The 22420-nt window shown below is 62.5% G+C and carries 23 protein-coding genes; 6 read left to right on the top strand and 17 right to left on the bottom strand.

What is annotated here, in order from left to right; all coding sequences use genetic code 11:
• Positions 1-15: 15 nt before the first annotated feature.
• Positions 16-1149, top strand: a complete 1134-nt coding sequence (locus tag QKW60_RS07175; RefSeq protein WP_282367574.1) for a lytic murein transglycosylase — start codon at positions 16-18, stop codon at positions 1147-1149.
• 107 nt (positions 1150-1256) lie between these two features.
• Here the strand turns inward: QKW60_RS07175 and QKW60_RS07170 are convergent, their stop codons facing one another.
• Together QKW60_RS07170 and QKW60_RS07165 are read right to left on the bottom strand one after the other, a co-directional pair.
• On the bottom strand, positions 1257-1892 hold the full coding sequence (locus QKW60_RS07170; protein WP_282367572.1) for an aminotransferase class IV: 636 nt from the start codon (positions 1890-1892) through the stop codon (positions 1257-1259).
• Positions 1856-2989, bottom strand: a complete 1134-nt coding sequence (locus tag QKW60_RS07165; RefSeq protein WP_282367786.1) for an aminodeoxychorismate synthase component I — start codon at positions 2987-2989, stop codon at positions 1856-1858. Before QKW60_RS07165 ends, QKW60_RS07170 begins: the two co-directional genes overlap by 37 nt.
• 183 nt (positions 2990-3172) lie before the next feature.
• Between QKW60_RS07165 and QKW60_RS07160 the strand changes: the two genes are divergently transcribed.
• Positions 3173-3412, top strand: a complete 240-nt coding sequence (locus QKW60_RS07160) for an HP1242/YdcH family protein (RefSeq protein WP_282367570.1) — start codon at positions 3173-3175, stop codon at positions 3410-3412.
• Between the two features lie 116 nt (positions 3413-3528).
• Here QKW60_RS07160 and QKW60_RS07155 read toward each other — a convergent pair whose 3' ends face one another.
• Together QKW60_RS07155 and QKW60_RS07150 are read right to left on the bottom strand one after the other, a co-directional pair.
• Positions 3529-3978 (bottom strand): SRPBCC family protein, encoded by a 450-nt coding sequence (locus QKW60_RS07155; RefSeq protein WP_282367568.1) that lies wholly within the window; start codon positions 3976-3978, stop codon positions 3529-3531.
• Between the two features lie 19 nt (positions 3979-3997).
• Positions 3998-5392 carry a helix-turn-helix domain-containing protein gene (locus tag QKW60_RS07150; RefSeq protein ID WP_282367566.1) on the bottom strand — a complete coding sequence of 465 codons (1395 nt, stop codon included), beginning with the start codon at positions 5390-5392 and terminating at the stop codon, positions 3998-4000.
• 233 nt (positions 5393-5625) lie between these two features.
• Here QKW60_RS07150 and QKW60_RS07145 point away from each other — a divergent pair, with 233 nt between their 5' ends.
• Positions 5626-6033: a hypothetical protein gene (locus tag QKW60_RS07145; RefSeq protein ID WP_282367565.1), complete on the top strand. Its 408-nt coding sequence runs from the start codon at positions 5626-5628 to the stop codon at positions 6031-6033.
• A 98-nt stretch (positions 6034-6131) separates the two neighbouring features.
• Here the strand turns inward: QKW60_RS07145 and QKW60_RS07140 are convergent, their stop codons facing one another.
• The 3 genes from QKW60_RS07140 to QKW60_RS07130 form a co-directional block, all read right to left on the bottom strand.
• Positions 6132-6614 (bottom strand): anthrone oxygenase family protein, encoded by a 483-nt coding sequence (locus QKW60_RS07140; protein WP_282367563.1) that lies wholly within the window; start codon positions 6612-6614, stop codon positions 6132-6134.
• Positions 6615-6690: 76 nt separating this feature from the next.
• Entirely contained in the window at positions 6691-7761 is a 1071-nt protein-coding gene (locus QKW60_RS07135; protein ID WP_282367562.1) for an MBL fold metallo-hydrolase, read from the bottom strand.
• Between the two features lie 45 nt (positions 7762-7806).
• The gene (locus QKW60_RS07130; RefSeq protein ID WP_282367561.1) at positions 7807-8541 is read right to left on the bottom strand and encodes a pirin family protein; all 735 of its coding nucleotides are present in this window, start codon (positions 8539-8541) and stop codon (positions 7807-7809) included.
• 18 nt (positions 8542-8559) lie between these two features.
• On the opposite strand from QKW60_RS07130, the gene QKW60_RS07125 reads away from it, so the two are divergent.
• Positions 8560-9690, top strand: a complete 1131-nt coding sequence (locus QKW60_RS07125) for a LysR substrate-binding domain-containing protein (RefSeq protein ID WP_282367559.1) — start codon at positions 8560-8562, stop codon at positions 9688-9690.
• A 511-nt stretch (positions 9691-10201) separates the two neighbouring features.
• Here the strand turns inward: QKW60_RS07125 and QKW60_RS07120 are convergent.
• Positions 10202-11827, bottom strand: a complete 1626-nt coding sequence (locus tag QKW60_RS07120; protein ID WP_282367558.1) for an AMP-binding protein — start codon at positions 11825-11827, stop codon at positions 10202-10204.
• A 94-nt stretch (positions 11828-11921) separates the two neighbouring features.
• Here QKW60_RS07120 and QKW60_RS07115 point away from each other — a divergent pair, with 94 nt between their 5' ends.
• A complete protein-coding gene (locus tag QKW60_RS07115) occupies positions 11922-12845 on the top strand; it encodes a DMT family transporter (protein WP_282367557.1) in 924 nt (307 codons plus the stop codon).
• A 10-nt stretch (positions 12846-12855) separates the two neighbouring features.
• Positions 12856-13512, top strand: coding sequence for a sulfotransferase family 2 domain-containing protein (locus tag QKW60_RS07110; RefSeq protein WP_282367556.1), 657 nt, complete (start codon positions 12856-12858; stop codon positions 13510-13512).
• 6 nt (positions 13513-13518) lie between these two features.
• On the opposite strand, the gene QKW60_RS07105 is transcribed toward QKW60_RS07110, so the two are convergent.
• The 9 genes from QKW60_RS07105 to QKW60_RS07065 all read right to left on the bottom strand — a co-directional run bounded on the left by QKW60_RS07105 (position 13519) and on the right by QKW60_RS07065 (position 22416).
• Entirely contained in the window at positions 13519-14412 is an 894-nt protein-coding gene (locus tag QKW60_RS07105) for a DMT family transporter (protein WP_282367554.1), read from the bottom strand.
• A 164-nt stretch (positions 14413-14576) separates the two neighbouring features.
• Positions 14577-16778, bottom strand: coding sequence for a 3-hydroxyacyl-CoA dehydrogenase NAD-binding domain-containing protein (locus QKW60_RS07100; protein ID WP_282367552.1), 2202 nt, complete (start codon positions 16776-16778; stop codon positions 14577-14579).
• Positions 16775-17248, bottom strand: coding sequence for a cupin domain-containing protein (locus QKW60_RS07095; RefSeq protein WP_282367550.1), 474 nt, complete (start codon positions 17246-17248; stop codon positions 16775-16777). Before QKW60_RS07095 ends, QKW60_RS07100 begins: the two co-directional genes overlap by 4 nt.
• A gap of 2 nt (positions 17249-17250) precedes the next feature.
• Positions 17251-18462, bottom strand: a complete 1212-nt coding sequence (locus QKW60_RS07090) for an acetyl-CoA C-acetyltransferase (protein ID WP_282367548.1) — start codon at positions 18460-18462, stop codon at positions 17251-17253.
• 12 nt (positions 18463-18474) lie between these two features.
• The gene (locus tag QKW60_RS07085; RefSeq protein ID WP_282367547.1) at positions 18475-19113 is read right to left on the bottom strand and encodes a glutathione S-transferase family protein; all 639 of its coding nucleotides are present in this window, start codon (positions 19111-19113) and stop codon (positions 18475-18477) included.
• A gap of 268 nt (positions 19114-19381) precedes the next feature.
• Positions 19382-19594 (bottom strand): hypothetical protein, encoded by a 213-nt coding sequence (locus tag QKW60_RS07080; RefSeq protein WP_263738431.1) that lies wholly within the window; start codon positions 19592-19594, stop codon positions 19382-19384.
• Between the two features lie 76 nt (positions 19595-19670).
• Entirely contained in the window at positions 19671-21446 is a 1776-nt protein-coding gene (locus QKW60_RS07075) for an acyl-CoA dehydrogenase C-terminal domain-containing protein (RefSeq protein ID WP_282367546.1), read from the bottom strand.
• Positions 21447-21464: 18 nt separating this feature from the next.
• Complete coding sequence (locus QKW60_RS07070; protein WP_282367545.1) at positions 21465-21857, bottom strand: MerR family transcriptional regulator; 393 nt, start codon at positions 21855-21857, stop codon at positions 21465-21467.
• Between the two features lie 187 nt (positions 21858-22044).
• A complete protein-coding gene (locus tag QKW60_RS07065) occupies positions 22045-22416 on the bottom strand; it encodes a MerR family transcriptional regulator (protein ID WP_282367544.1) in 372 nt (123 codons plus the stop codon).
• Positions 22417-22420 lie beyond the last annotated feature (4 nt).

The raw sequence follows: 22420 nt of genomic DNA, 5'->3' as shown, positions 1-22420 counted from the left end.
ACCACGGGCAGGATCATGCATATCAGCAGACGGCATTTCGCATTCTCTCTTACCGCCTTCGGGCTTGCCGCCTGCACCAGCACGGCCCCCATTGCGTCGCGCAATACGGGCGGGCTGGCAGCCGATCTGCGACCCGTCGCCAATCCCGGTTATGACGCCTGGGTCGCGCGGTTCCGGGCACGGGCTGGGGGCTACGGCATATCCGACGCGACCCTTGCGTCGGGATTTCGCAATGCGGGTTTCCTGCCCGGCGTGATCGAGCGCGACCGCAACCAGACGGAGTTCACGCGCACGCTGGAGGACTATCTTTCCATCGCGGTTTCCGACGAACGGGTGGCGAAGGGACGGGCGGCCTATGCCCGTCACGGGACCACGCTGTCGGCGCTGGAGGCGCGTTACGGTGTCGATGCCCATATCATCACGGCAATCTGGGGGCTGGAGAGTTTCTACGGCGAGAGGCGCGGCGATGTGCCGGTGATCTCGGCCCTCTCGACGCTCGCCTATGACGGGCGACGGGGTGCGTTCTTCGAAAGCCAGCTCGTCGCGGCGCTGAAGATCCTGCAAAACGGTGACATCACGGCCGAGAGGATGACCGGAAGCTGGGCGGGTGCGATGGGGCATACCCAGTTCATCCCGACCTCGTATCTTGCCTATGCGGTTGACTACACCGGTGACGGGCGGCGCGATATCTGGTCTGAAGACCCGAGTGATGCGCTCGCCTCGACCGCTGCCTATCTGTCGCGGAGCGGCTGGCAGCGTGGGGTTCGCTGGGGTGCCGAGGCGGGCGCGGGGGCCACGGGCAATGTGATCCAGCCACAGCCGGGCGGCCCGCGTTTTGCCGTGACCGGTAATTTCAGGGCGATCAAGCGCTACAACAATTCCGATGCCTATGCGATCGGGGTCGGGCATCTCGCTGACCGGATCGGCGGAGCGGGACCCTTGCGGGGCACGTTCCCGCCAGATGTCTATGGCATGAGCAAAGCTGACCGCATCGCGCTGCAGCGCGGCCTGACGGCGTGGGGTTTTGATACAGGCGGCACCGACGGCGTGATCGGGCCGAAGACCCGCGAGGCGATCAGCGCCTATCAGGCGTCCCGGGGCCTTGCGGTGACAGGAGAGCCATCACTGACGCTGTTGCGGGCGCTTTAGGAGACGTTGCACCTTGTTTCGTCCCGCTTTCGGCGGGCCGATCCGCCGGGAGGGCGCTGCCCTCCCGGACCCTCCCGGAGTATCTGCAAACAGAAGAGATCAGCGGATCAGGCGACGGGCACCAGCCGGGCGGGGATGAGGCCGCGCAGCGCGTTGCCCATGAACAGGCGGCGCGCGCGGGGCAGGTCCTTGGCGCGGATGACCTTTTCGCGGACGCGGCCCTCATGGATCAGTTCGGCGCGGAGGATGCCCGGAAGGCAGCCGGAGGTGAGCGGCGGCGTCACAAGGCCGTTGCCGAAATCGGCAAAGAGATTGGTGATCGTGCCTTCTGCGGCCTCGCCACGGGTGTTGAGGAAAAGCGCCTCGTCGATTCCGGTGGGCAAGTTGGCCCGGGTCTGGTCATAGAGCGCGCGTTCGGTTGTCTTGAATGCGAGCAGGGGAGCGTTGGGGTCGAGCTTTTCAGCGGACAGGATCACCCGCCATTCCGGCGGGTTTGGGGTCAGAAGGCTCGTCGTGACCTCGGCATCGCCTGCACGGCCGACGGTCAGCCGCACACGGAGCGGCTTTGTGCCGGTCACGGTGGCAAGCGCCGCGTCGATGGCGGTCTGGTCCCAGATGAAGCCCAGCACGGCAGCGGAGGCACGGGCGCGGGCCAGATGGGCGTTAAGCCAGGAAAAGCAGTCGCCATCCCAGCCAAAGGTTTCGATCAGTCTTGTATCAGCTCGGCAAATCGGGCTTTCCACAGCGCCTCCTCATATTCGCCCGCCGCAGTGGAATCGGCTACGATGCCCCCGCCCACACCGAACTCCACTTCCGTCTCGCCGTAAAGTGTCAAGGTGCGGATCGCGACATTGAAGCTGGATGCGCCATCCGGCCCCATCCAGCCGATCGCCCCACAATAGGCGCCGCGCGGGCCGGATTCGAGGTCGCGGATGATCTCCATCGCACGGATTTTCGGCGCGCCGGTGATCGAGCCGCAGGGAAAGAGCGCGCGGAAGAGGGCCGAGGGTTCTGTGCCGGGTTGCAACTGGCCGGTCACGCGGCTGACCATCTGATGCACGGTGGCATAGCTTTCGATGGCGTAAAGCTCGGGCACCCGGACCGAGCCGATTTCGCAGATGCGAGAGATATCGTTGCGTAAAAGATCAACGATCATAAGGTTTTCGGCGCGGTTCTTAAGGCTTTGCTGAAGCTCCATCTTCAGCGCCGCATCATGGGCTGGGTTGGAGGCGCGGGGTGCGGTGCCCTTCATCGGCCGGGTCTCGATCCGGCCCGTGGCGTCGGTCGCAAAGAAAAGCTCGGGCGAGCGCGAGACGAGGACCGGCAGATCGTCAAGCGCCACGAAGGCGCCGTGCCGAACCGGCTGGCGCGCGGCGAGCGCGCCGTAAAGACCAAGTGCGCTGCCGGACCGCATGGCCCGCATCTGCATCGTCAGGTTCGCCTGATAGATGTCCCCTGCGCCGATATAGTCATGGATGCGCGACAGCGCCGCGCCGTGATCTGTGGCGCTCCAGACCGGGTCGGGGCGGCTGAGGCGCGCCGCACCAGACTCGGCGGCAGCCTCTGCGAGCACGCCGTCGGCGTTGTCGGGCACATCGTAAATGCCAAAGGCCAGAAGCGGCACGCGGCGCCCCTCAGGCATCAGGGCCTCAAGGCGCGGTTCGAGCGCATAGCCAAGCTCGTAGGATGCGAAACCTGCGATCCAAAGCCCGTCGGCCTGCGCCCTGTCGAGCGCGGCAAGCGCGGGTGCGACCTCCCCCGGCCCGTCAGCACGGATCAGCCGCCGGGGGCGGTCGAAGAGCGCGGGCGCGCCGTCCGGGCCATGTTCGAGCAGGATCATACGGGTCGTCACCGCCATGGGAATCTCGCGGCGAACTTGGGCGCTTGGGCCCGCGAGCGCAAGCGCGTTGCCGGCGCTTTTCATGTCATTCGCGTCGACAGGGTAGGCCGGTTTGACCGAGGTCAAGGTTTGCGGTGTGGCGACCTTCCATAAATCGGGGGAACGTCAATATGGAGCGCGATGATGTCGAATACCCCGCATGAACTGCATGAAGAGTTTCCCGCCGAAGCTGAAAAGATCCACGAGCTGAAGGTCTCGAATGCGCATTTCGCCCGGCTGGCCGAGGAATACCATGCGGTCAATCGCGATGTGCACCGGGCCGAGACCGGGGTGGAGCCGGTGGCGGAAATGGTCGAAACCGAGATGCGCAAGAAACGCGCCCATTTGAAGGATGAGATCGCGCGGATGCTGGCGGCGGTCTGACAACGGGGTACCGGATAATCAGGGCGGGGCGCGAAAAGTTTTGGTCAAAACTTTTCACGCCTGCCGGAAGGATTTTGGTTCAAAATCCTTCCGGTCCCACGTTTTGGGGCAAGGGCCTATTCCGTCGGCGGTTCCACGGCTTCCTGAAAGCGGGTGAAGAACTGGTCAGCCATCTTGCGGGCGAAACCGTCGATCAGGCGGGCGCCGAGCTGGGCGATCTTGCCGCCGACCCGGGCCTCGACCTCATAGACGAGGTCGGTGCCCTCCGGGACATCCGCGAGCCGCACCTTCGCTGCGCCCTTGGCAAATCCCGCGACACCGCCCGAGCCTTCGCCGGTGATCGTGTAGCTTTCGCCCGCAACGATGTCCGACAGCGTGACGCTGCCCTTGAAGGTCGCCTTAACCGGGCCGACCTTCTGCACGACGGTTGCGCTGAACCCCTCTTCTGGTGAGCCAGTCAGTTCGGTGCAGCCGGGAATGGCAGCTTTCAGTGTTTCGGCATCGTTGAGCCGCGCCCAGACCGTGGCGCGGGGGGCGGCGATGATGCGGTTTCCGGTGAGGTCCATATACGGCGTCCTTTGCGTTTCAGTCGATTTCGTAGGGCAACAGCCCGCGCCGGTCGGGATTGACGCGCAGCCTGCGTTCCAGCGGCGGAACCGAGCGCTGGTGGCAATCCTTCCTTTCGCAGATGCGGCAGGAAATACCGATGGGCTCGAAGGCGCGGGAATTCGTCAGGTCCAGATCGTCGGCATAGACGAGGCCCTTGGCGTGGCTCACCTCGCAGCCGAGCCCGATGGCATAGCGCCGGACCGGCGCGTGGAAAGAGCCGCCGGGTTTCGATACGTCGCGGGCAAGGCACAGGTAGCGCACCCCGTCGGGCGTCTCGGCCAGTTGCCTGAGAAAGCGGCCGGGCGTTTCAAAGGCACGGTGCACGTTCCAGAGCGGGCAGGCGCCGCCGAACCGGGCGAATTGCAGGCGTGTCGCCGAATGGCGTTTGGTGATCGTGCCGGCCTGATCGACGCGGACGAAGAAGAAGGGAATGCCCTTCAGCCCCGGCCTCTGCATCGTTGAGAGCCTGTGGGCGACCTGTTCAATCGAGGCACCGAAACGGTCGGCGAGCCGCTCCAGATCGTGCCGGGTCTCTTCCGCCGCCTCAAGGAAGGTGCGGTAGGGCAGAAGGGCGGCCCCGGCGTAGTAGTTGGCGAGCCCGATCTTGGCGATGGAGCGCGCCGCCTCCGACTGAAAGCGGGCGAGGTCCAGTGTCGCCTCCAGAAGCTCGTTCTGGGTGACGAGTGCAAGCTGGTGCAGAAGCTGAAAGCGCCGTGTTTCGGGCGTGGACCGGGTCGAAAGCGTGATGCGGCGGTCAGCGACCGCACGGATGTCACTGTCATCGGACAGCACCACCTCGATCCCCTTTTCGGCCAGAGCCGCGCGGGCCCGCGCTTCGGGATCGGCGCCCTTTCCCTGCGCCTCGGCAAAGCGTTCGGCGGCGCGGTCGACGGCGTCGATATAATTGTCGCAATAATGGAAGAAGTCGCGCACCTCTTCCCAGGGCGAGGCGCGGGCGGGGCTTTCCTCGCGCCCCAGTGCCTCGTCGAGCGAGGCGAGCCGTTCATGGGTCTGCCGGTAGGCGCGATGCAGTTCGAGAAAGGCGCGCGCCAGCATCGGCGCGTTCGAGGCAGCGAGCCTGAGATCGGCGAGCGGTGGTGTGCTGTCGGCAAAGATCGGATCGGCCAGCGCCTCGCGCATGTCCGAGACGAGCCGTTCGGCATCGCCCGAGGAAAGCTCGGTCACATCAAGCCCAAACTCGCCCGCCAGCGCCAGCACCACGGCGGCCGAGACCGGGCGGTGATTGTTCTCCATCTGGTTCAGATAGGGCAGCGACACGCCGAGCTTGGCGGCAAAGGCCTTTTGCGTCAGTCCCAGACGGTTGCGCGTTTCGCGCAGCTTCACGCCGGCATAGAGTTTCTGGGTGGCCATCGTCCTTCCCCCGGGGCTTTGCGAAGCGGACGATAGCCTTTGCAAATCTGACCGCCAAGCGGAATGGCGCGCCGGGCTGCGATAAATCCCAAGGAGGTCAGCAGTCAAAGTAAGCAATTGATTGCGCAAGACCGCTAAGCTCTCGGTTCGAAGTACCGAAAATCTATTTCGAATCAGATTTTTACGTTGCCACGGTATGACCGGAAAACATCTAGCCTGTGCGGGAAACGTATTTGGTGCGCGGCTCTCGGCAGGACCGAAACTTTCCGGACGAACCCTATGCTTTCCTGAGCATCAACATATCTGACATCGACGCCTACCTGAAGGTGATCTGCTGGGGTTGGTTCTGTCTCTCGGCCATTCTCGACGACTACGGCCGTTACATCATCGTCCGGAAGCTCTGTACGACGACGAAGAACCGGGTGCTGTTGGAAAACTACTACCTGCCCGGCGATCTCGTACGACAGATCGGCACCATCTTCGATCACTGCACCAACCGTCGCGACCACAAGATCCTGGACAACCTAACGCCCGCCGACGTCTACGTCGGCCGAGGTGACAAAATCCTGAAGATGAGAGAGGAGATCCCGAAGCAGACAATCCGAAACCGCCGCTTGCAGCACCAAGCCGCTGCCGCATAAACTCAAACAGAAACCGAACCAGAGCCCCCGTTATAAAACCGCCTCAGCTCTCCGGAGAACTCCGACGACGGATAGTGCATGTTGAATTTGCGTCTGTGTCAGCCAGAGAGACCGGCAAGCAGGAGGGCGGCGGACACCGTCGCCGCAACCGTGCGGACGGTGTTCCAGAAGGTCCAGCGCGGCACGTAGGTCTGCAGCCAGTAGTCCCGCGTTGCATCGGATGACAATGCCATGCCCGCAAGCGCTTGGTTCATCGGCACGTTGAAGACAATCGTGACCCCGAAGCAGCCGACAAGGTAGATGAGTGCCGCCGACAGGATCAGCAGACCCGGCGGACCGCTCACATAGATCCAGGCGTATCCACCGATCGCGAGCGATATGGGGGCCATACCGAGAAACAGCCCCATGAACACCCAGCGGAAGACTTCGCGATTGATGACCTGCATCGCTTCGACCCCGCCATCGCCGGTTGTGAGGGCCAGCGACCGCATGATGAAGTCGGAAAAGGCAAGAAAGACACCCGCGACGAGCGCGTAGACAATGACAGAAAGCTGCATCAGCAAAAGGATGAAGGTGGACACGGTCAGGTCCTTTCTGGCGTTGGTCGATGGCTGAAACCGGCGGGCGGATCACCTCACGCGACCCGCCCTCAGGCCCTCAATGCATGATCGCGTGCAGTACAACCGTTTCGCAGTGGCTGTCGGCCCAGAGATCCACCACGGAAAGCTTGTCTTCCCAGCGGTCAATAATCTGGTCGGTACACTCATCGCGGACCTCTTCCATCGTCATGCGATAGGCGAGATTGCCGTTTGCAAACCCGGTCAGTTCCATTTTCGCATTGAAGCGGTCGAGGAAATCGGGCCACAGACCGTAGACGGTGTCCCGAACGTCAAAGGCATAGTCGCGCGCTGTCTCGACATCCTGGCGGTTGCCCAAGACCGAAACATGACCCGACAGGAAGTGCTCGAAATCATAGGACAGAAAAGTTTCGAAGTTGGTCAGGTAGCCCTCAAGGTTGCTGGTCGCACCGAAGTTCATGAAAGGCGCTTCGCCCGGAGTAATGGTGTCAATCGCCATGAGGAACTTCTGCTGGGGCAGATGGATCATCACATCAGTGTCGTTGGCGTGGAAATTGGCGGTCTGCAACTCGACGGGCACACCACCGACAGACAGCGACAGCGCATCCTCGAATGTCTCTGTCGGCGTGAGAACGCCGCGCAGCGGATTGGCCGCAAGGCTGTCGGCGGTTGCCTGCGCGCCGATGACGGTCAGTCCTTCGATATCGGCAAAAGCATGCCCGCCGCCATTGTGATCGGCATGTTTGTGGCTGAGGATGAAATGGGTGATCGGTATACCCGGCGCCGACATCTCGATCGCCATCCGGTGCCGCTCGCCAAAGCTCGGCGGCGCATCGAAGACGACGATGCCCTCATCGGTCACCAGAAACGCGGATTGGTAGATGAAGTCGGTGAGGAAGAAGAGGCCGGGCTCGATCTCGCTGACATGCAGTCCGAATTCGGTATTGACCGCCGGAACTCGCGCCTTCATCGCCGGGAGCTCCGGCGCGAAGTGACGGAAACTGTCGGGGTGATCGGGCTCGGATGAGATGGTGTTGGCGGGATTGTGGCCGCGCTCCGATCCGGCCTTTCCGGGTGTGGAAAGACCGATGACCGCAAGGCCTATGATTGCGGTATGAGCAAGAAAGATCGGGATACCTGCGGGTTTCATGGTCGTCTCCTTTCAGGGTCGGTGGTCGGTTGTGGTGGATGGTTTTCAGTCGATTGATCCAAGCCGACCGGCGCGATAGGCGGCCTCGACCGCGTCGATCTCGGCCTCGCTGCCCATCGCGAAGGGGCCTCTCTGGATGAATGCGTCACGCAGCGGCTTTCCCCGGAAAAGAACGACATGCGCCGCGTGGTCCGCCGACATTGTGATGTCCGCCGCGCCTCCAAAGGCGATGGCCGAGCCGCTCGGCAGAACGGTTGAAGACCGGTTCCATGTGACGGTCGGCGCCCCTGTGATAGAGAGAATCCAGGCGTGTTGGTCGCCGGCGCCTTGGTGCAGAAACCGGCCCCCGGCCTGAATGTCGATGTCCAAGAGCGTCAGCAGGACGTCGGGCACAGCTGGGCCTCTAACGCCGTTGCTGTCGCCCAAAACCAGTCGAGCCGTGGACCGTTCGCCCGGTAGAAGAGGAATATCCTCTGCACGGATGTGGAATGCCGCAGGCGCGTCGTACCTCTTCTCGGCGGGCAATCCCACGAAAACCTGCAGCGCATGCGTCCTGGCCCCGGGGCGTGGCTCTTCGTTGTGAACCGCGCCGCGCGCGGCCTTGAAACAGTAGAGATCGCCGGGCGCCAGATCGACATCGTTGCCCAAAGAGTCGCGATTGCGGAAAGCACCTTCGCTGTCCTGGAACATGACCGTGACCGCCGAAAGCCCGGCATGGGGATGCGTCCCGAACGTGGGTTCAGTCATGATGAAATGATCCACCATGATCAGCGGGTCCATCAGCCCCCCGAAATCGGAGTGCCGGTAGCTTTTGGCCGAAAAACCTTCGCCCTTCATGACTGCCCTGCCGCCGCTTGCGGCATAGGTCTCACACGGCACTCCGGCAATTGTATCGATGCGTTTGGTGTTCATCTTCATTCTCGCTTCAGTCCCATTGACGATACGAGCGAGACAATTGAACGAAAATCGGTCAATATCGGAACCAACCGTTCTAATTTTAGAACAATAAGAGAGGCGCGCATGGATCTGAACGACGCTTTCTATTTTGTTCAGGTCGTCGAGAAGGGTGGCTTCTCAGCCGCCTCCCGAGCATTGCAGATCCCGAAGTCGCGGTTGAGCCGACGGGTCCGGCAACTCGAAGAACATCTGGGGGTCCGCCTTCTGCAGCGAACCTCGCGCGTCGTGACCACCACGGATATCGGTGAGGAGTTCTATCGCCAGACGCAGACCGCAATAACCGGGTTCGAAGCCGCCGAAACAGCTGTTCGCCGCAAGACCAACAGGATCGAAGGTGTCGTTACAGTATCCTGTTCCGTCGGCATGGCACAGTTTGCCCTCGACCGGATCATACCGCGATTTCTGCAGGACAATCCAAAGGTGGACGTTGTGCAGCGGGCATCGAACCGGATGGAGGATTTGGTGAAGGACGGGATCGACGTGGCGATCCGTGGGCATATGGACACGCTGCCCGATTCAAGTCTCATCCAGGTGAAGCTTGCGAAGCTGGAATGGCACCTGTTCTGTTCACCCAGGTATCTCGAAAACCTGCCATCGTCTGATGAGCCTTCCTGCCTGACCAATCATCCGGCCCTTGTCCTCGGGCGCCCGGCGGAGGCGCATCAGTGGCTGCTTGCCGATGTGAACGGGCAAAGCGCTTCGGTGCCCTGTCACGTTCGATTGGCCAGCGACGACATGACCACGCTCAAGCGCGCTGCGATATCTTCCTTGGGAATTGCTGCCTTGCCGTCTTATGTCTGCCTGCCAGAGGTCGATGCTGGAACTCTCGTCCGGGTGTTGCCAAGCTGGACAGCGGGTTGTCCGCAAATCAGCCTGCTGATGCCATCCCGACAGGGCCTTCTACCCGCGTTTGAAGCTTTCATTGATTGCCTGAAACGAGAATTGCCCCCGGTATTCGCAGGAAAACAATAAACTGATCGCTAAACCGAGCACCCCAAGCGTCGTATTGACCCGAGTTATGCCGGGTTCATGGCCGACAAATCGTAGCTTCTTCGATCAGGAATAGTACCGGCTCCCGGCAAAGCCGTCGCCCCAGCACAGTACTGAAATAGTCTCCTCGTGCCGAAGGCTTGCCAGAACGATTCCGATCTTCTCGTCGGTCGAGTAGTACTGTCATGCCTTCCGCTTGATGCCCCTTGCCAGCTTGTCCGCGGCGTTCTCCGATGTTCCGGATGTCTTGTTCATCATCGCCCATGCTGGCTTCGATGAACCAGAAGCCCTTCGTTGCTCACCCCCCTAAATCCGTCCAGAGGGTGCTGACGTCTGGCATTCTGGCAGCGCAATTCAGCAGAATGGTTTGATGCGCTAAGCCGACATTTGTGAAGTCGCAGCAGTAGCCCGCTCCGTTCCGAAAAGCGGACCTGGACGATTGGCGGACAGGCCGTTCCTTTGAACCAATTGCCCGGTCGCGCGGACGGACAGATCAAAGCTCCTTGGCCCGCGCTCTCAGTTCGAATTTCTGCACCTTGCCGGTCGAGGTCTTCGGGAGTTCACAGAAGACCACCCGCTTGGGCGTCTTGAACCCTGCCAGCCGCTCGCGGGCAAAGGCGATAAGCTCCGCCTCATCCGCCGTCCGGCCCTCTTTCAGCTCGACAAAGGCGCAGGGCACCTCGCCCCATTTGTCATCCGGCTTGGCCACGACAGAGCAAAGCGAGACTGCCGGATGGTGCATCAGCGCGCCCTCGACCTCGACCGAGGATACGTTCTCGCCGCCCGAGATGATGATGTCCTTGGCGCGGTCGGTGATCTTGATATAGCCGTCCTCGTGCTGGAAGGCGATGTCGCCGGATCGGAAGAACCCGCCCTTGAATGCCTCGGCCGTGGCCTCGGGGTTCTTGTAATAGCCTTTCATGACCGAATTGCCGCGAATGGCAATCTCGCCCACGGTCTTGCCGTCGCGGGGCACCGGATTGCCGGTTTCGTCGTGGACCGTGATGTCCTCCATGAAGGGCATCAAGACCCCGGTGCGGGCCTTGATCGACGCGCGTTCGCCCTGCGCCAGCCCGTCCCAGCGGTCGTGCCATAGGCATTCGGTGACATGGCCGTAGGTTTCGGTCAGCCCGTAGACCTGCGTGACGCGGAAGCCGAGGGGCTCGATGGCGGCCAAGGTCGCGGCGGGGGGCGGGGCGCCGGCGGTATAGACCTCGACAACGTGGTCGAAGGGTCGGCGGTCGGCGTCCTTGGCATTGATGATCGAGTTCAGCACGATCGGCGCGCCGCCCATATGGGTCACGCCCTCATCGGCGATGGCGTCGTAGATGTTCTTTGCGGTCACGTCGCGGCAGCAGACGAGCGTGCCGCCGACGGCGGGCATCATCCAAGTGTGGCACCAGCCATTGCAGTGGAACAGGGGCACGATGGTCAGGTAGACCGGCCTTATGCCAACGGCCCATGTCACGGCAGTCCCCATCGCGAGCAGATAGGCGCCGCGATGGTGATAGACGACACCCTTCGGACGGCCCGTGGTGCCGGAAGTGTAGTTGAGCGACAGGCTTTCCCATTCGTCCTGCGGCATGATCCATTCTGCGTCGGGGTCGCCCTGTTTCAACAGCGCCTCGTATTCGGTGTAGCGGCCGGACGGGGCAAAGCCCGCCTCGCGGTCGGCGACCTCGATGATCTCGGGCCCTCGCCCGCCCATTTCGGCAATTGCTGCCTCGGCCAGCGGCAGAAGCGCGGTATCCACCAGCGCGATTTTCGCCTGACCATGGCCGAAGATATAGGCGACCGTATCGGTATCGAGCCTTGTGTTGATCGTGTTCAGTACGGCGCCTGCGGCAGGAATTCCGAAGGCAGCCTCGGCCTGCGCCGGGATATTCGGAAGGAGCGTCGCCACAACATCGCCCGGCTGCACGCCGCGCGCCATGAGGGCAGAGGCAAGGCGGCTGACCCGGGCGCGGTATTCGCTATAGCTGCGGCGCGTGCCGCGATAGACCACGGCGGTGTGATCGGCAAAGACATCGCCTGCGCGCGCCAGAAACGAGAGGGGCGTCAGAGGCACGAAATTCGCCGCATTCCGACCCAGTCCGGTTTCATCCGCCATCCAACCCATACCAGTCCTCCCCGACCGAAGATGTCGCTAACCGGCGCGATTATTGCCATTGCAACGGCTTCAAGGATACCGGGATTCGACATTTGGTGGCGATATGACGACAGAAGCTGAGCCGAGAGCGGTGAATGCGACGATCCTGGCGGCCTTTCTGATCCTTGGTTACGCCATGGCGATCGGATTTACCGACAATTACGTGCAGCTTATCGCGCGCGATGCCGGGCTCTGGCAGTTCTTCGCGACGCGGACGGCTTTCGGTTTCGTTATCCTCGGTGCGGTCGCGGCGGTCATGGGCTGGCGGCTTCGCCCGCGCAACTGGGCGGCCGTGGCGGGCCGGAGCGCGCTGCATGGTACGGCGATGATCGTCTATTTCGGATGTTTGGCATTCCTGCCAGTGGCGACCGTCGCGGCCGGGCTTTTCACGGCACCCATCTTCACCCTGCTGATTTCCCGCTTTGCCTTCGGTCAGTCACTCGGCCCGTTCCGGATTTTCGGTGTAGTCTTGGGCTTTTGCGGCGCGATCCTTGTTCTGGGACCGGGGCAGGGGACGATCCTGAGCCCGCTCACGATCCTGCCCATCGGCGCAGGCGCGCTCTATGCGCTTGGCAATATCGCAACGCGGCAATGGTGCGCGGGCGAGACGGCGGAAACGCTGCTGATGGGGTTCTTCGCGATGCTGGGCATTTTCGGCCTGATTGGCATGGGCGTCTTCGCCCTCTGGCCGCAGGACGTGCCTGCGGGGGCCGACGGGTTCATCCTGCGCGGCGCGGTTTGGCCCACATCGACCTTCCTTTTCTGGACCTTCGTGCAGGCGGCGGGCTCGCTTCTTGGGGTGGGCATGATGATCAAGGCCTATCAGGTTGCCGAGGCCAGCCGGGTTGCGATCTTCGAATACGTGATCCTGCCCGCCTCGGCCTTTTGGGCCTATGTGATCTGGGGCGATGTACTGGCCCCGACGGCGGTCTGGGGGATCGTCATGATCTTTGCGGCAGGGCTTATCATCGCGCTTCGCGGGAGATAAATTCGCCTGAATGATCCTGTCGCGCGGGCGCCGCTATATCTTCATCCATATCCCCAAGACCGGGGGAACGGCGCTGACGCTGGCGTTGGAGGCGCGGGCGAAACGCGACGATATCTTCGTCGGCGACACGCCCAAGGCGAAGGCGCGGAAAGGGCGGCTGAACGGGGTTGAGACCACCGGGCGGCTCTGGAAGCATTCGACGCTTGCCGATATTCGCGGCCTTGCCACGGACGAAGAAATTGGTTCGTTTTTCACCGTGACCATGGTGCGCAATCCCTGGAACCGGATGGTCAGTTATTACCACTGGCTGCGCGCCCAGAGCTTCGCCCATCCCGCCGTGACGCTGGCGAAGGAAACGGAGTTCAGTGACTTCCTGAACGCGCCCGTAACCTGCACGAGCTTTGCCTTACATCCCTATGGAAGTTATGTGAAAACCTCCGGAGGGGACGAGCGTTGTGACCTCTTTATCCGGCTGGAGCATTTCGACGAAGACGTGATACCGTTCGAGGCCCATCTCGGCTTCCGGCTCGCACCGCTCGCCGTCGAGAATGCATCGGATCGACCGCGCGACTGGCGGCCGCTTTATTCGGCTGACGATGCCGAAACGGTCGCGCAAGTTTGCGCCGCTGACATTGAGCGGTTTGGCTATCGCTTCGACCCCGGCTAGGTGCGCCTATCTCGTGAAGATCAGCGCCAGCCCTGCCACCGCCAGGGCTGCGCCTGCCCAGCTTTTGGCGCTTGGCCGCTGTCCGGTCCTGAGCCAGAGAAGCGGCAGGATGATCACCGGTGACGTTGCTGAAAGTGTTGCGATGATACCGGTCTGCGCGCCTTGCAAGGCGTAAAGGAACAAGGTCATGCCCAGAAGAAGCCCGATCACCGCCGTCAGCGCTGTCAGCACGAGCGTTGACCGGCTGATCGACCTTGGGCGAGGAGGCGCAAGGGGCAGGGTGGCAACGATCCCCATGGCGAGACCCGAGGCGCCGACCCGGATCAGCGAACCCACATAGGGGTCAAGCCCGCCCTGCATGTAGGGCCGGGCGATCAGCGCCCCGATCGCTTGCCCGAGTGCCGCCAGAAGGCCGAAGAGCAGACCCGCTCGCAGCCGGCCGCTCATCTGCTCGAACCGGTGCGCGGTCTGGGGTGGACGCCCCATGATCGCCAGCGCGACACCCGCCACAGTGATGCCGATGCCAAGCGCCGCCTGCCAGCCAAGCCGTTCGCCAAGGACCAGCCATGCGAGCACGGCGGCCATCGGGGCGTTCAGCGCATAGATCGCGCCCGCGCGTCGTGGTCCGAGCCGGCCGACCGCAGCGAAGTTGAATGTATCACCGAGCAGAATGCCGACAGCGCCCGACAGCGCCAGCACCGCGATCCCGTGCCAGTCGGGCAGTGTCATCGCGCCTGAGGCCAGGACGATTATCGCCAGAAGCAGAGCCACCAGACCCTGACGGATCAGATTGAAGTAAAACGGGCCGAGCGCCCGGACGGCATCCGAGGCAAGAATGCCGGTTGTCGCCCAGCAGGTCGCGGTGCCAAGCGCCGCCAGTTCGTGAATCGGAAAAGCCATGGCACCCCCTGCGTCGCAGCTTGCATGCCGCCCGTGGGGCCGCAAGCCCTTCGTACTTCGTTATTATCGGGGGATGCTTCGGCGGCGGTCGAACTGTGCGCGATTGGCGCGCGCTCGCCGCCGCCGGTTGGGCAGGCGGGGGGACCGGCCCCCCCGCCCGAGGGTCAGGCCGCCTTGGCGGTGTGCGTGAAGCGACCGTAGAAAGTCTCGCCTTTCGCGGCGAGGTCGCGGAGGAGCTTCGGTGCCGCAAAGCGTGCGCCGTAACGGTTCTCCAGCCCGCCGCAGATCGCTACAGCCTGTTCGGCCCCGATAATGTCGAGCCAGGCAAACGGCCCACCCGACCATGGCGCGAAGCCCCAGCCGAGGATCGCGCCGACATCGCCTTCGCGGATGTCTTCGAGAACCCCCTCTTCCAGCGCCCTGACCGCTTCCAGCACCTGCGCCATCATCAGCCGGTGTTGGACCTCGTGCAGATCGGGCTGCGTGTCGGCCACCGGCCAGACCGCGCCCAGCTCTTGCCACAGCCCCTGACGGCTGCCCTTTTCGTCATAGGCGTAGAAACCCGAACTGGATTTGCGCCCCAGGCGGCCCTTGTCGGCCATGGCGAACAGCACCTCATCCACGGCGCTGTCAGGGTACGCGTCACCCATCGCGGCCTTCGTCGCCTTGGCGATCTTCACGCCAAGGTCGATGGAGGTTTCGTCAACCAGTTGCAGCGGCCCGAGCGGGAAGCCGAGGAGTTTCGCGGAATTCTCGATAAGCGCCGGTTCGACGCCCTCGGCCACCATGCGGATGCCCTCGTTGATGTAGGGAATGATGCAGCGGTTGGCGTAGAAGAACCGCGCGTCGTTGACGACGATCGGGGTCTTGCGGATCTGACGTACGAAGTCGAGCGCCTTGGCCACGGCAACGTCGCCGGTCTCTTTGCCCTTAATGATCTCCACCAGCATCATCTTGTCGACAGGCGAGAAGAAGTGGATGCCGATGAACTGCTCGGGCCGCTTCGATGCCTTGGCGAGGTCCGAGATCGGCAGGGTCGAAGTGTTGGTGGCAAAGATCGCGCCCGCCGGGATGACGGCTTCGGCCTTCGCTGTCACGTCGGCCTTGACGCCCATATCCTCGAACACCGCCTCGACGATCAGGTCGCAGCTCTCAAGGGCTGCATAGTCGGTCGTGGCGTTGATCCGGGCCAGCACTTCGACCTTCTTCTCGGCCGTGACCTTGCCGCGCTTCATGCCCTTGTCGAGAATACCCTCGGCATGGGCCTTGCCCCGGTCGGCCGCATCTTGAGCCGCGTCGATCAGCACAACCTCGATGCCCGCGTTGGCCGAGACATAGGCGATGCCCGCGCCCATCATGCCCGCACCGAGCACGCCGACTTTCTTCACCGTCTGATCCTCGACCTTGGGCCGGTTCGCACCTTTTTCCAGCGCCTCCTTGTTGATGAAGAGGCTGCGGATCATCGCCGCCGACGAGGGGTTCATCAACACATTGGTGAACCAGCGCGCCTCGATCTTCAGCGCGGTATCGAAGGGCACCAAAGCGCCCTCATACACCGCCGCCAGCAGAGCCTTTGCCGCCGGGTAGACGCCTTGCGTCTTGCCATGGACCATGGCCGAGGCGCCGACAAAGGTCATGAAGCCCGCCGGATGATAGGGTGCGCCGCCCGGCATCTTGTAGCCCTTGGCATCCCACGGCTTGACGATATCGGCATCCGTTGCCGACAGCACCCATTCCTTGGCGCGGCTCATCAGCTCTTCCGGGGCTACGACCTCATCAATGATGCCCGCTGCCTTGGCTTTTTTGGGGTCCGAAAGCTTGCCTTCCAGCAGGAAGGGCGCCGCCGCCATCGCGCCCAGCTTGCGCGTCAGCCGCATCGTGCCGCCCGCGCCGGGGAAGATGCCGACCATGATTTCCGGCAGGCCGATCTTGGCCTTCGGGTTGTCGGCGGCGATGATGCGGTGGCAGGAGAGCGGGATTTCGAGCCCGATGCCGAGGGCCGTGCCGGGCAGGGCCGCGACGATGGGCTTGCCGCCCTTCTTGGTCTTGAAGTCCATGCCCGCAAGCTCGATCTTCCGCTCCAGCCCGTGGAACTTCATGATCCCGTCGAAAAGGCCCCGCGCCGGATAGTCCCCGGCACTTTCCTTCATCTTGGCGATGACGTTCAGGTCCATGCCTCCGGCGAAATCCTTCTTGCCGGAGGCCAGGATCACGCCCTTGACCTTGTCGTCGGCCAGAGCCTGATCGACGAAGCCCTCCAGCGTCACCATGCTGTCGAGGTTCAGCACGTTCATCGACTTGTTCGGGACGTCCCATGTGATGGTTGCGACGCCGTCAGCGTCCACGGCATAGGTGAAATCGGTCATGTTCTGTCTCCCTGATAGGGGGTGCCGTTCTTGTGGGTGAAGGTGGCCTTGCCGTCCTTCAGCTCCACTTCCAGATCGACATCGGAATAGGTGGCTTTTTCGGGGTTCATGCGGGAGCCGATGACGAGGAACCGTGCCTCGGCGTCCGTCTTGTTGATGAAATGATGGCCGTTCGGATAGCCGGCCGGAAAGGCCGCGCAGTCACCGGGGCGCATGGTGGTTTCGCCTTCGTCCTGCACCAGCACACATTCGCCCTGGGTCACCATGACAAACTCATCTTCGCGGTGATGCCAGTGGCGCAGCGATGACAGCGCGCCGGGCTGGAGGATCACCTCATTCGCGCCGAACTGCGTAAGCCCGCCTGCATCGCCGAGGCGCAGGCTGGAACGCCCCGCCATCTGGCTGGCATAGGGTTGGGGATAGATGGAGCCGGTCTTGACCGGCACCTTGCTCTTGTCGATGACGGGCATCGTCACACCCGCTCGATGATCGTGGCCGCACCCATTCCGCTCGCGATGCAGAGCGTGGCAAGGCCCGTGCCTTTGCCGCTGCGCTCCAGCTCATCCAGGAGCGTGCCGATGATGATCGCGCCGGTCGCGCCGAGGGGGTGGCCCATGGCGATGGAGCCGCCATTGACGTTGACCTTGGAATTGTCGACGTCGAAGGCCTGCATGAAGCGCAGGACGACCGAGGCAAAGGCCTCGTTGACCTCGAAAAGGTCGATGTCGCTGATCGACATGCCGCTGTCCTTCAGAATTTTCTCGGTCACCGGTACGGGGCCAGTGAGCATGATGGTTGGATCGGTGCCGATCTTTGCCGTCGCCCGTATTCTGGCGCGGGGTTTCAGGCCGTGGGCCTCACCGAATTCCTTGTTGCCGATCAGGACGGCGGCGGCACCATCGACAATGCCCGAGGAGTTGCCGGCATGGTGGATATGGTTGATCCGCTCCAGATGCGGATATTTCATCAGCGCGACCTTGTCGAAACCGGGCATGACCTCGCCCATATCCTTGAACGAGGCTTTCAGCGCGCCAAGGGTCTGCATGTCGGTGCCGGGGCGCATGTATTCGTCATGGTCGAGGATCGGCAGCCCATTCTGGTCGCGGATCGTGACGATAGACTTGGCGAAACGCTTGTCTTCCCAAGCCTTTGCGGCGCGATTTTGAGACTCCACCGCAAGCGCGTCGGCGTCATCGCGGCTGAACCCGTATTCGGTGGCGATGATGTCGGCGGAAATGCCCTGCGGCACGAAATAGGTCTTCATCGCCAAGGTCGGATCGACGGCGATCGCGGCCCCGTCCGACCCCATGGCGACGCGGCCCATCATCTCGACGCCACCCGCGATATAGGCGGACCCGGCACCGCCCTTTACCTGGTTGGCGGCGAGGTTCACGGCCTCCATGCCGCTTGCGCAGAAGCGGTTGATGGCAAGGCCGGGGATGCGTTCGTCGAGGTCCGACAGCAACACCGCCGAACGGGCAAGGCATCCGCCCTGTTCGCCGACCTGGGTTACGTTGCCCCAGATCACGTCCTCAACCGCGTGGCCCGCAAGGTTGTTGCGTTCCTTGACTGCGTTCAGAATCTTCGCCGAAAGCGCGACGGAGGTCACTTCATGGAGCGCGCCATCGGCGCGGCCCTTGCCGCGCGGGCTGCGCACGGCGTCGTAGATATAGGCTTCGGTCATGGTGTCCTCCGGTCAGTTCGCCGCCCGGTCAGAGGGGTTGCCGGGCATCAGGTCATAGGGATGTTTCCAGCCGGGCAGGGCAGAGATGCCCGCCAGCCAGCGGTCGATTTCGGGCCAGTCCTTGCGGTCGAAACCGAAGGGCTCGGGGTAATAGAGATAGCCGCAGGCCGAGATGTCGGCGATGGTCGGGGCGCCGCCGACGATCCAGTCGCGGCCCTTCAGATGGGCGTCGAGCGCGGCATAGGCGTTCTTGAGACGGGCCTGCATGAAGGCGATGACATCCTTGGGGCGTTTGTACTCGGGCAGGAAGTTCATCAGGAACCGGGTCATCCCGGCCTGAGATGACATCTTGTGATTGTCCCACAGGACCCAGCGCAGCACCTCATCAGCCTCGTCCGGTGCGCCGCCGAGTTTTCCCGTCCGCCTGACGACATGATACATGATCGCGCCCGACTGGCTGAGGGTCTGACCGTCTTCCTCGAAAACCGGCACCTCGCCCATGACATTGAGTTTGCGGAACTCGGGCGTGCGCGTCGCGCCGTTGAAGAAATCGACGAAGACTGGTTCCCAGTCATAGCCGGACAGTTCCAACGTCAGCGCCGCCTTATAGGCATTGCCGCTTTCGCCGAAGCAGTGGAGTTTTGCCGTCATGCCGTGCCCCTGCTGATTGTTGCGCCAGCGGGGGTTTCACACCCCCGCACCCCCGTGGAGTTTTTTCGCCAAGAAGAACAAGGATTTGTTAACCAGAATCGGGCGAGTTTCGTGGGGCGGTACAGGCAGGAGTGCCGATGACCGCCCAAGGAGAAGTCGCTCCGGGATCGACGAGAAGCACCCCAGCTTTGAGGGCCGACGTCGTTTCCGGGGCGCATCTTGTATTTCTTCTTGGCAAAAATACTCAATTCCGCCATCGCCATCCTGCTCATGCCTTTCGGTCTTCAAGCTCGGCTTTGAAAAGCCTGAGCCGGTGGGTGAGGTTGTCCTTGTGCGTCACCGATCCGAAATGCTCGAAGAGGAATGTCAGTGCCTCGTCGGTGGTGATCTCGGCCTCGTCCGCGAAGCGCGACAGGGTGCGATAGGCGTCGTTCGACATCGCGGCCGGGAAACGTCGGGTCAGGCGCAGGCGTTTGGGCATTCGGGTCCTGTGGCGTTCGGTCTGACCCCCGCGAGGTGCCGCGGGAGCCGTCCATGCGTGTCTCTTCCTCGAGACTTTAGAACGCGTCGGCGGGCAGCGTCATCACGACATCGGCACCCGACTGGATACGCGCGAGATGGGTCGCCGTCATCGGCAGTTGCCGGGCCATGTAATAGCGCCCCGTCGTAAGTTTGTTTTCGTAAAAGCCCTTGTCGGAGGCGCCGCCAGCGAGTGCCACAAGCGCCACCTTGGCCGAGCGTGCCCACATCAGGCCGAGGCAGACATGGCCGAAGAGATGCATGAAGTCATAGGAGCCTGCGAGTGCTGCATTGGGGTTTTTCATGCCGTTCTGCATGAAGAACATGCCTGCCGCCTGAAGGTCCTTCGATGCGGCTTTCAGCGGTTCGATGAAGGGGGCCATGCCCTCCACATCGCCGTTTTCCTTGCAGAAACCCTTCACCATGTCGAAGAAGGCCATGACGTGTTTGCCGCCATCCTGCGCCAGCTTGCGGCCGACCAGATCGAGCGCCTGCACACCATTGGCACCCTCGTAGATCATCGCGATGCGGGCGTCGCGGGTGTACTGCGACATGCCCCATTCCTCGATATAGCCATGGCCGCCATAGACCTGCTGGGCCTGAACGGTCATGTCGTAGCCGCGATCGGTGAGGAAGCCCTTGATGACCGGGGTCAGGAGCGAAATCAGCCCGTCGGCATCCTTGTCGCCTGCCCGTTGCGCCTGGTCGATCAGCATCGCGCCCCAGAGGATGAAGGCGCGGGCGCCTTCGGTGAAACTCTTCTGGTCCATCAGGCTGCGGCGGATATCGGGATGGACGATGAGGGGGTCGGCCGGGCCGTCGGGGTTCTCGGCGCCTGTCACGGCGCGGCCCTGCAACCGGTCCTTGGCATAGGCGACCGCGTTCTGATAGGCGGCCTCAGCCTGCGCCAGCCCCTGCATGCCGACGCCCAGACGCGCCTCGTTCATCATCGTGAACATGGCCCGCATACCCTTATGCATCTCGCCGATCAGAAAACCCTTGGCCCCGTCATAGTTCATGACGCAGGTCGAATTGCCGTGGATGCCCATCTTTTCTTCGATCTTGCCACAGGAGAGCGCGTTGCGTTCCCCCAGGCTTCCGTCTTCCTTCAACAGGAATTTCGGCACGATGAAGAGGCTGACGCCCTTGATGCCCTCGGGCCCGCCGGGGATCTTGGCCAGAACCAGATGGATGATGTTGTCGGCCATGTCGTGTTCGCCGGCCGAGATGAAGATCTTCTGCCCGGTGATGGCATAGCTGCCATCGTCCTGCGGTTCGGCCTTGGTCCGCATCAGACCCAGATCGGTGCCGCAATGCGGCTCGGTCAGGTTCATCGTGCCGGTCCAGTCGCAATTGACCATCTTCGGCAGGTAGGTCGCTTTCTGCTCTTCCGAACCGTGGACAAGGATTGCCGAGGCAGCGCCATGGGTGAGGCCCTGATACATGGCGAAGGCCTGGTTGGCCGAGGCGAACATTTCCAGCGTGGCGATGCCCATGACGTAAGGCATGTTCTGGCCGCCGAACTCTTCGGGCATGTCGAGGCCGGTCCAGCCGCCTTCGCGAACCTGATCGAAGGCTGCCTTGAAGCCCGTGGGCGTGCGCACGACGCCGTTTTCCAGCCGGCAGCCTTCCTTGTCGCCGACGACATTCAGGGGCGCCAACACTTCAGAGTTGAGCTTGCCGCATTCTTCCAGAACGGCGGCCGTAAAATCCGGTTCCAGTTCGGAATAGCCCGGCACATCGCTGTTCGCGACGTCCAGAACCTCGTTCAGGACAAATTGTATGTCGCGTGTAGGCGCCGTGTAGCTGGGCATGAATGCTCTCCGTTGGTGTCAGATCTTGATCGGTTTCGGATTAACGAGGTGTTTTTCACCCAGTTCGATATGGGCTTCGAGTTCGGCAATTGCGACGTTCAGTTCGTCACGCCGTTGCGTCATATCGGCCAGATGGTGCTTGGCGACGTCGAGCGTCTTGGCCACCTGCGCCATGTTCAGGCTTTGCGGATCGTAGAGGTCCAGAAGCTGCCGGATCTCTTCCAGGCTGAAGCCAAAGCGTTTGCCGCGCAGGATCAGCGTGAGGCGTCCGCGATCCTTTTTCGTGTAAAGCCGCTTCTGCCCCTCGCGTATCGGATAGAGGAGTTCCTTGGATTCGTAGAAGCGAAGCGTGCGCGGTGTCACGTCGTACGCGTCGCACATTTCGCGGATGGTCATGGTTTCAGTGCTCACGGTTGGGCCCTTCATGGTTGTCGTAACGTCATGTAGGGCAGATTGAACGTTAATTCGATCCTTACAAGGGAAGTTGACGCTTACGTCACTGTAACGTGGCGTCACAAAAATTATGACGTAATGTCCTAAGGATTTTTGCCAATCGGGCGACATTTCCGTGCCGCCGGATTGGGGCGGCGGGCGGGGTTCAGCCCTTCAGCGACTCGGCCGTCGTGTCGCGCAAAGCGGTCAGTTCACCGATCGTCTGGTCCAGTTCGCTGCGTTGAGTCTGCAATTCGCCAAGTTGCCGGTTCGCGAGGTCGACGAAGACCTGATACTGCTCCTTGGTGCCCTTCTGGTCGTAAAGAAGCAGCCATTGCCGGATTTCCTCAAGGCTGAAGCCGAAGCGGCGGCCGCGCAGGATCAGCTTCATGCGGGCGCTTTCGCGGGGACCGTAGAATCGGGCGCGTCCGTCCTTTCGGGGGGCCAGAAGCTCGATATATTCGTAGTAGCGCAGCGTGCGCGGGGTTACGTCGAACCGCGTGCACATCTGCTTGAAGGTGAGCTCTTCGTCGGCCATCTGA

The sequence above is a fragment of the Albidovulum aestuarii genome (assembly GCF_029961185.1).
Classification (GTDB): Bacteria; Pseudomonadota; Alphaproteobacteria; order Rhodobacterales; family Rhodobacteraceae; genus Albidovulum; species Albidovulum aestuarii.
The sequence above is the reverse complement of the archived record's forward strand: the minus strand, read 5'-3'. Positions and strand labels throughout refer to the sequence as shown.

Excerpts from the sequence above, each read along its gene's own strand:
- QKW60_RS07175 (WP_282367574.1), top strand. The coding sequence starts at position 16 with ATGCATATCAGCAGACGGCATTTCGCATTCTCTCTTACCGCCTTCGGG.
- QKW60_RS07155 (WP_282367568.1), bottom strand. The coding sequence starts at position 3,978 with ATGGACCTCACCGGAAACCGCATCATCGCCGCCCCCCGCGCCACGGTC.
- QKW60_RS07160 (WP_282367570.1), top strand. The coding sequence starts at position 3,173 with ATGTCGAATACCCCGCATGAACTGCATGAAGAGTTTCCCGCCGAAGCT.
- QKW60_RS07120 (WP_282367558.1), bottom strand. The coding sequence starts at position 11,827 with ATGGGTTGGATGGCGGATGAAACCGGACTGGGTCGGAATGCGGCGAAT.
- QKW60_RS07090 (WP_282367548.1), bottom strand. The coding sequence starts at position 18,462 with ATGACCGAAGCCTATATCTACGACGCCGTGCGCAGCCCGCGCGGCAAG.
- QKW60_RS07085 (WP_282367547.1), bottom strand. The coding sequence starts at position 19,113 with ATGACGGCAAAACTCCACTGCTTCGGCGAAAGCGGCAATGCCTATAAG.
- QKW60_RS07100 (WP_282367552.1), bottom strand. The coding sequence starts at position 16,778 with ATGACCGATTTCACCTATGCCGTGGACGCTGACGGCGTCGCAACCATC.
- QKW60_RS07135 (WP_282367562.1), bottom strand. The coding sequence starts at position 7,761 with ATGAAACCCGCAGGTATCCCGATCTTTCTTGCTCATACCGCAATCATA.
- QKW60_RS07165 (WP_282367786.1), bottom strand. The coding sequence starts at position 2,989 with ATGATCCTGCTCGAACATGGCCCGGACGGCGCGCCCGCGCTCTTCGAC.
- QKW60_RS07150 (WP_282367566.1), bottom strand. The coding sequence starts at position 5,392 with ATGGCCACCCAGAAACTCTATGCCGGCGTGAAGCTGCGCGAAACGCGC.
- QKW60_RS07065 (WP_282367544.1), bottom strand. The coding sequence starts at position 22,416 with ATGGCCGACGAAGAGCTCACCTTCAAGCAGATGTGCACGCGGTTCGAC.
- QKW60_RS07130 (WP_282367561.1), bottom strand. The coding sequence starts at position 8,541 with ATGGACCCGCTGATCATGGTGGATCATTTCATCATGACTGAACCCACG.
- QKW60_RS07080 (WP_263738431.1), bottom strand. The coding sequence starts at position 19,594 with ATGCCCAAACGCCTGCGCCTGACCCGACGTTTCCCGGCCGCGATGTCG.
- QKW60_RS07115 (WP_282367557.1), top strand. The coding sequence starts at position 11,922 with ATGACGACAGAAGCTGAGCCGAGAGCGGTGAATGCGACGATCCTGGCG.
- QKW60_RS07075 (WP_282367546.1), bottom strand. The coding sequence starts at position 21,446 with ATGCCCAGCTACACGGCGCCTACACGCGACATACAATTTGTCCTGAAC.
- QKW60_RS07110 (WP_282367556.1), top strand. The coding sequence starts at position 12,856 with ATGATCCTGTCGCGCGGGCGCCGCTATATCTTCATCCATATCCCCAAG.
- QKW60_RS07105 (WP_282367554.1), bottom strand. The coding sequence starts at position 14,412 with ATGGCTTTTCCGATTCACGAACTGGCGGCGCTTGGCACCGCGACCTGC.
- QKW60_RS07095 (WP_282367550.1), bottom strand. The coding sequence starts at position 17,248 with ATGCCCGTCATCGACAAGAGCAAGGTGCCGGTCAAGACCGGCTCCATC.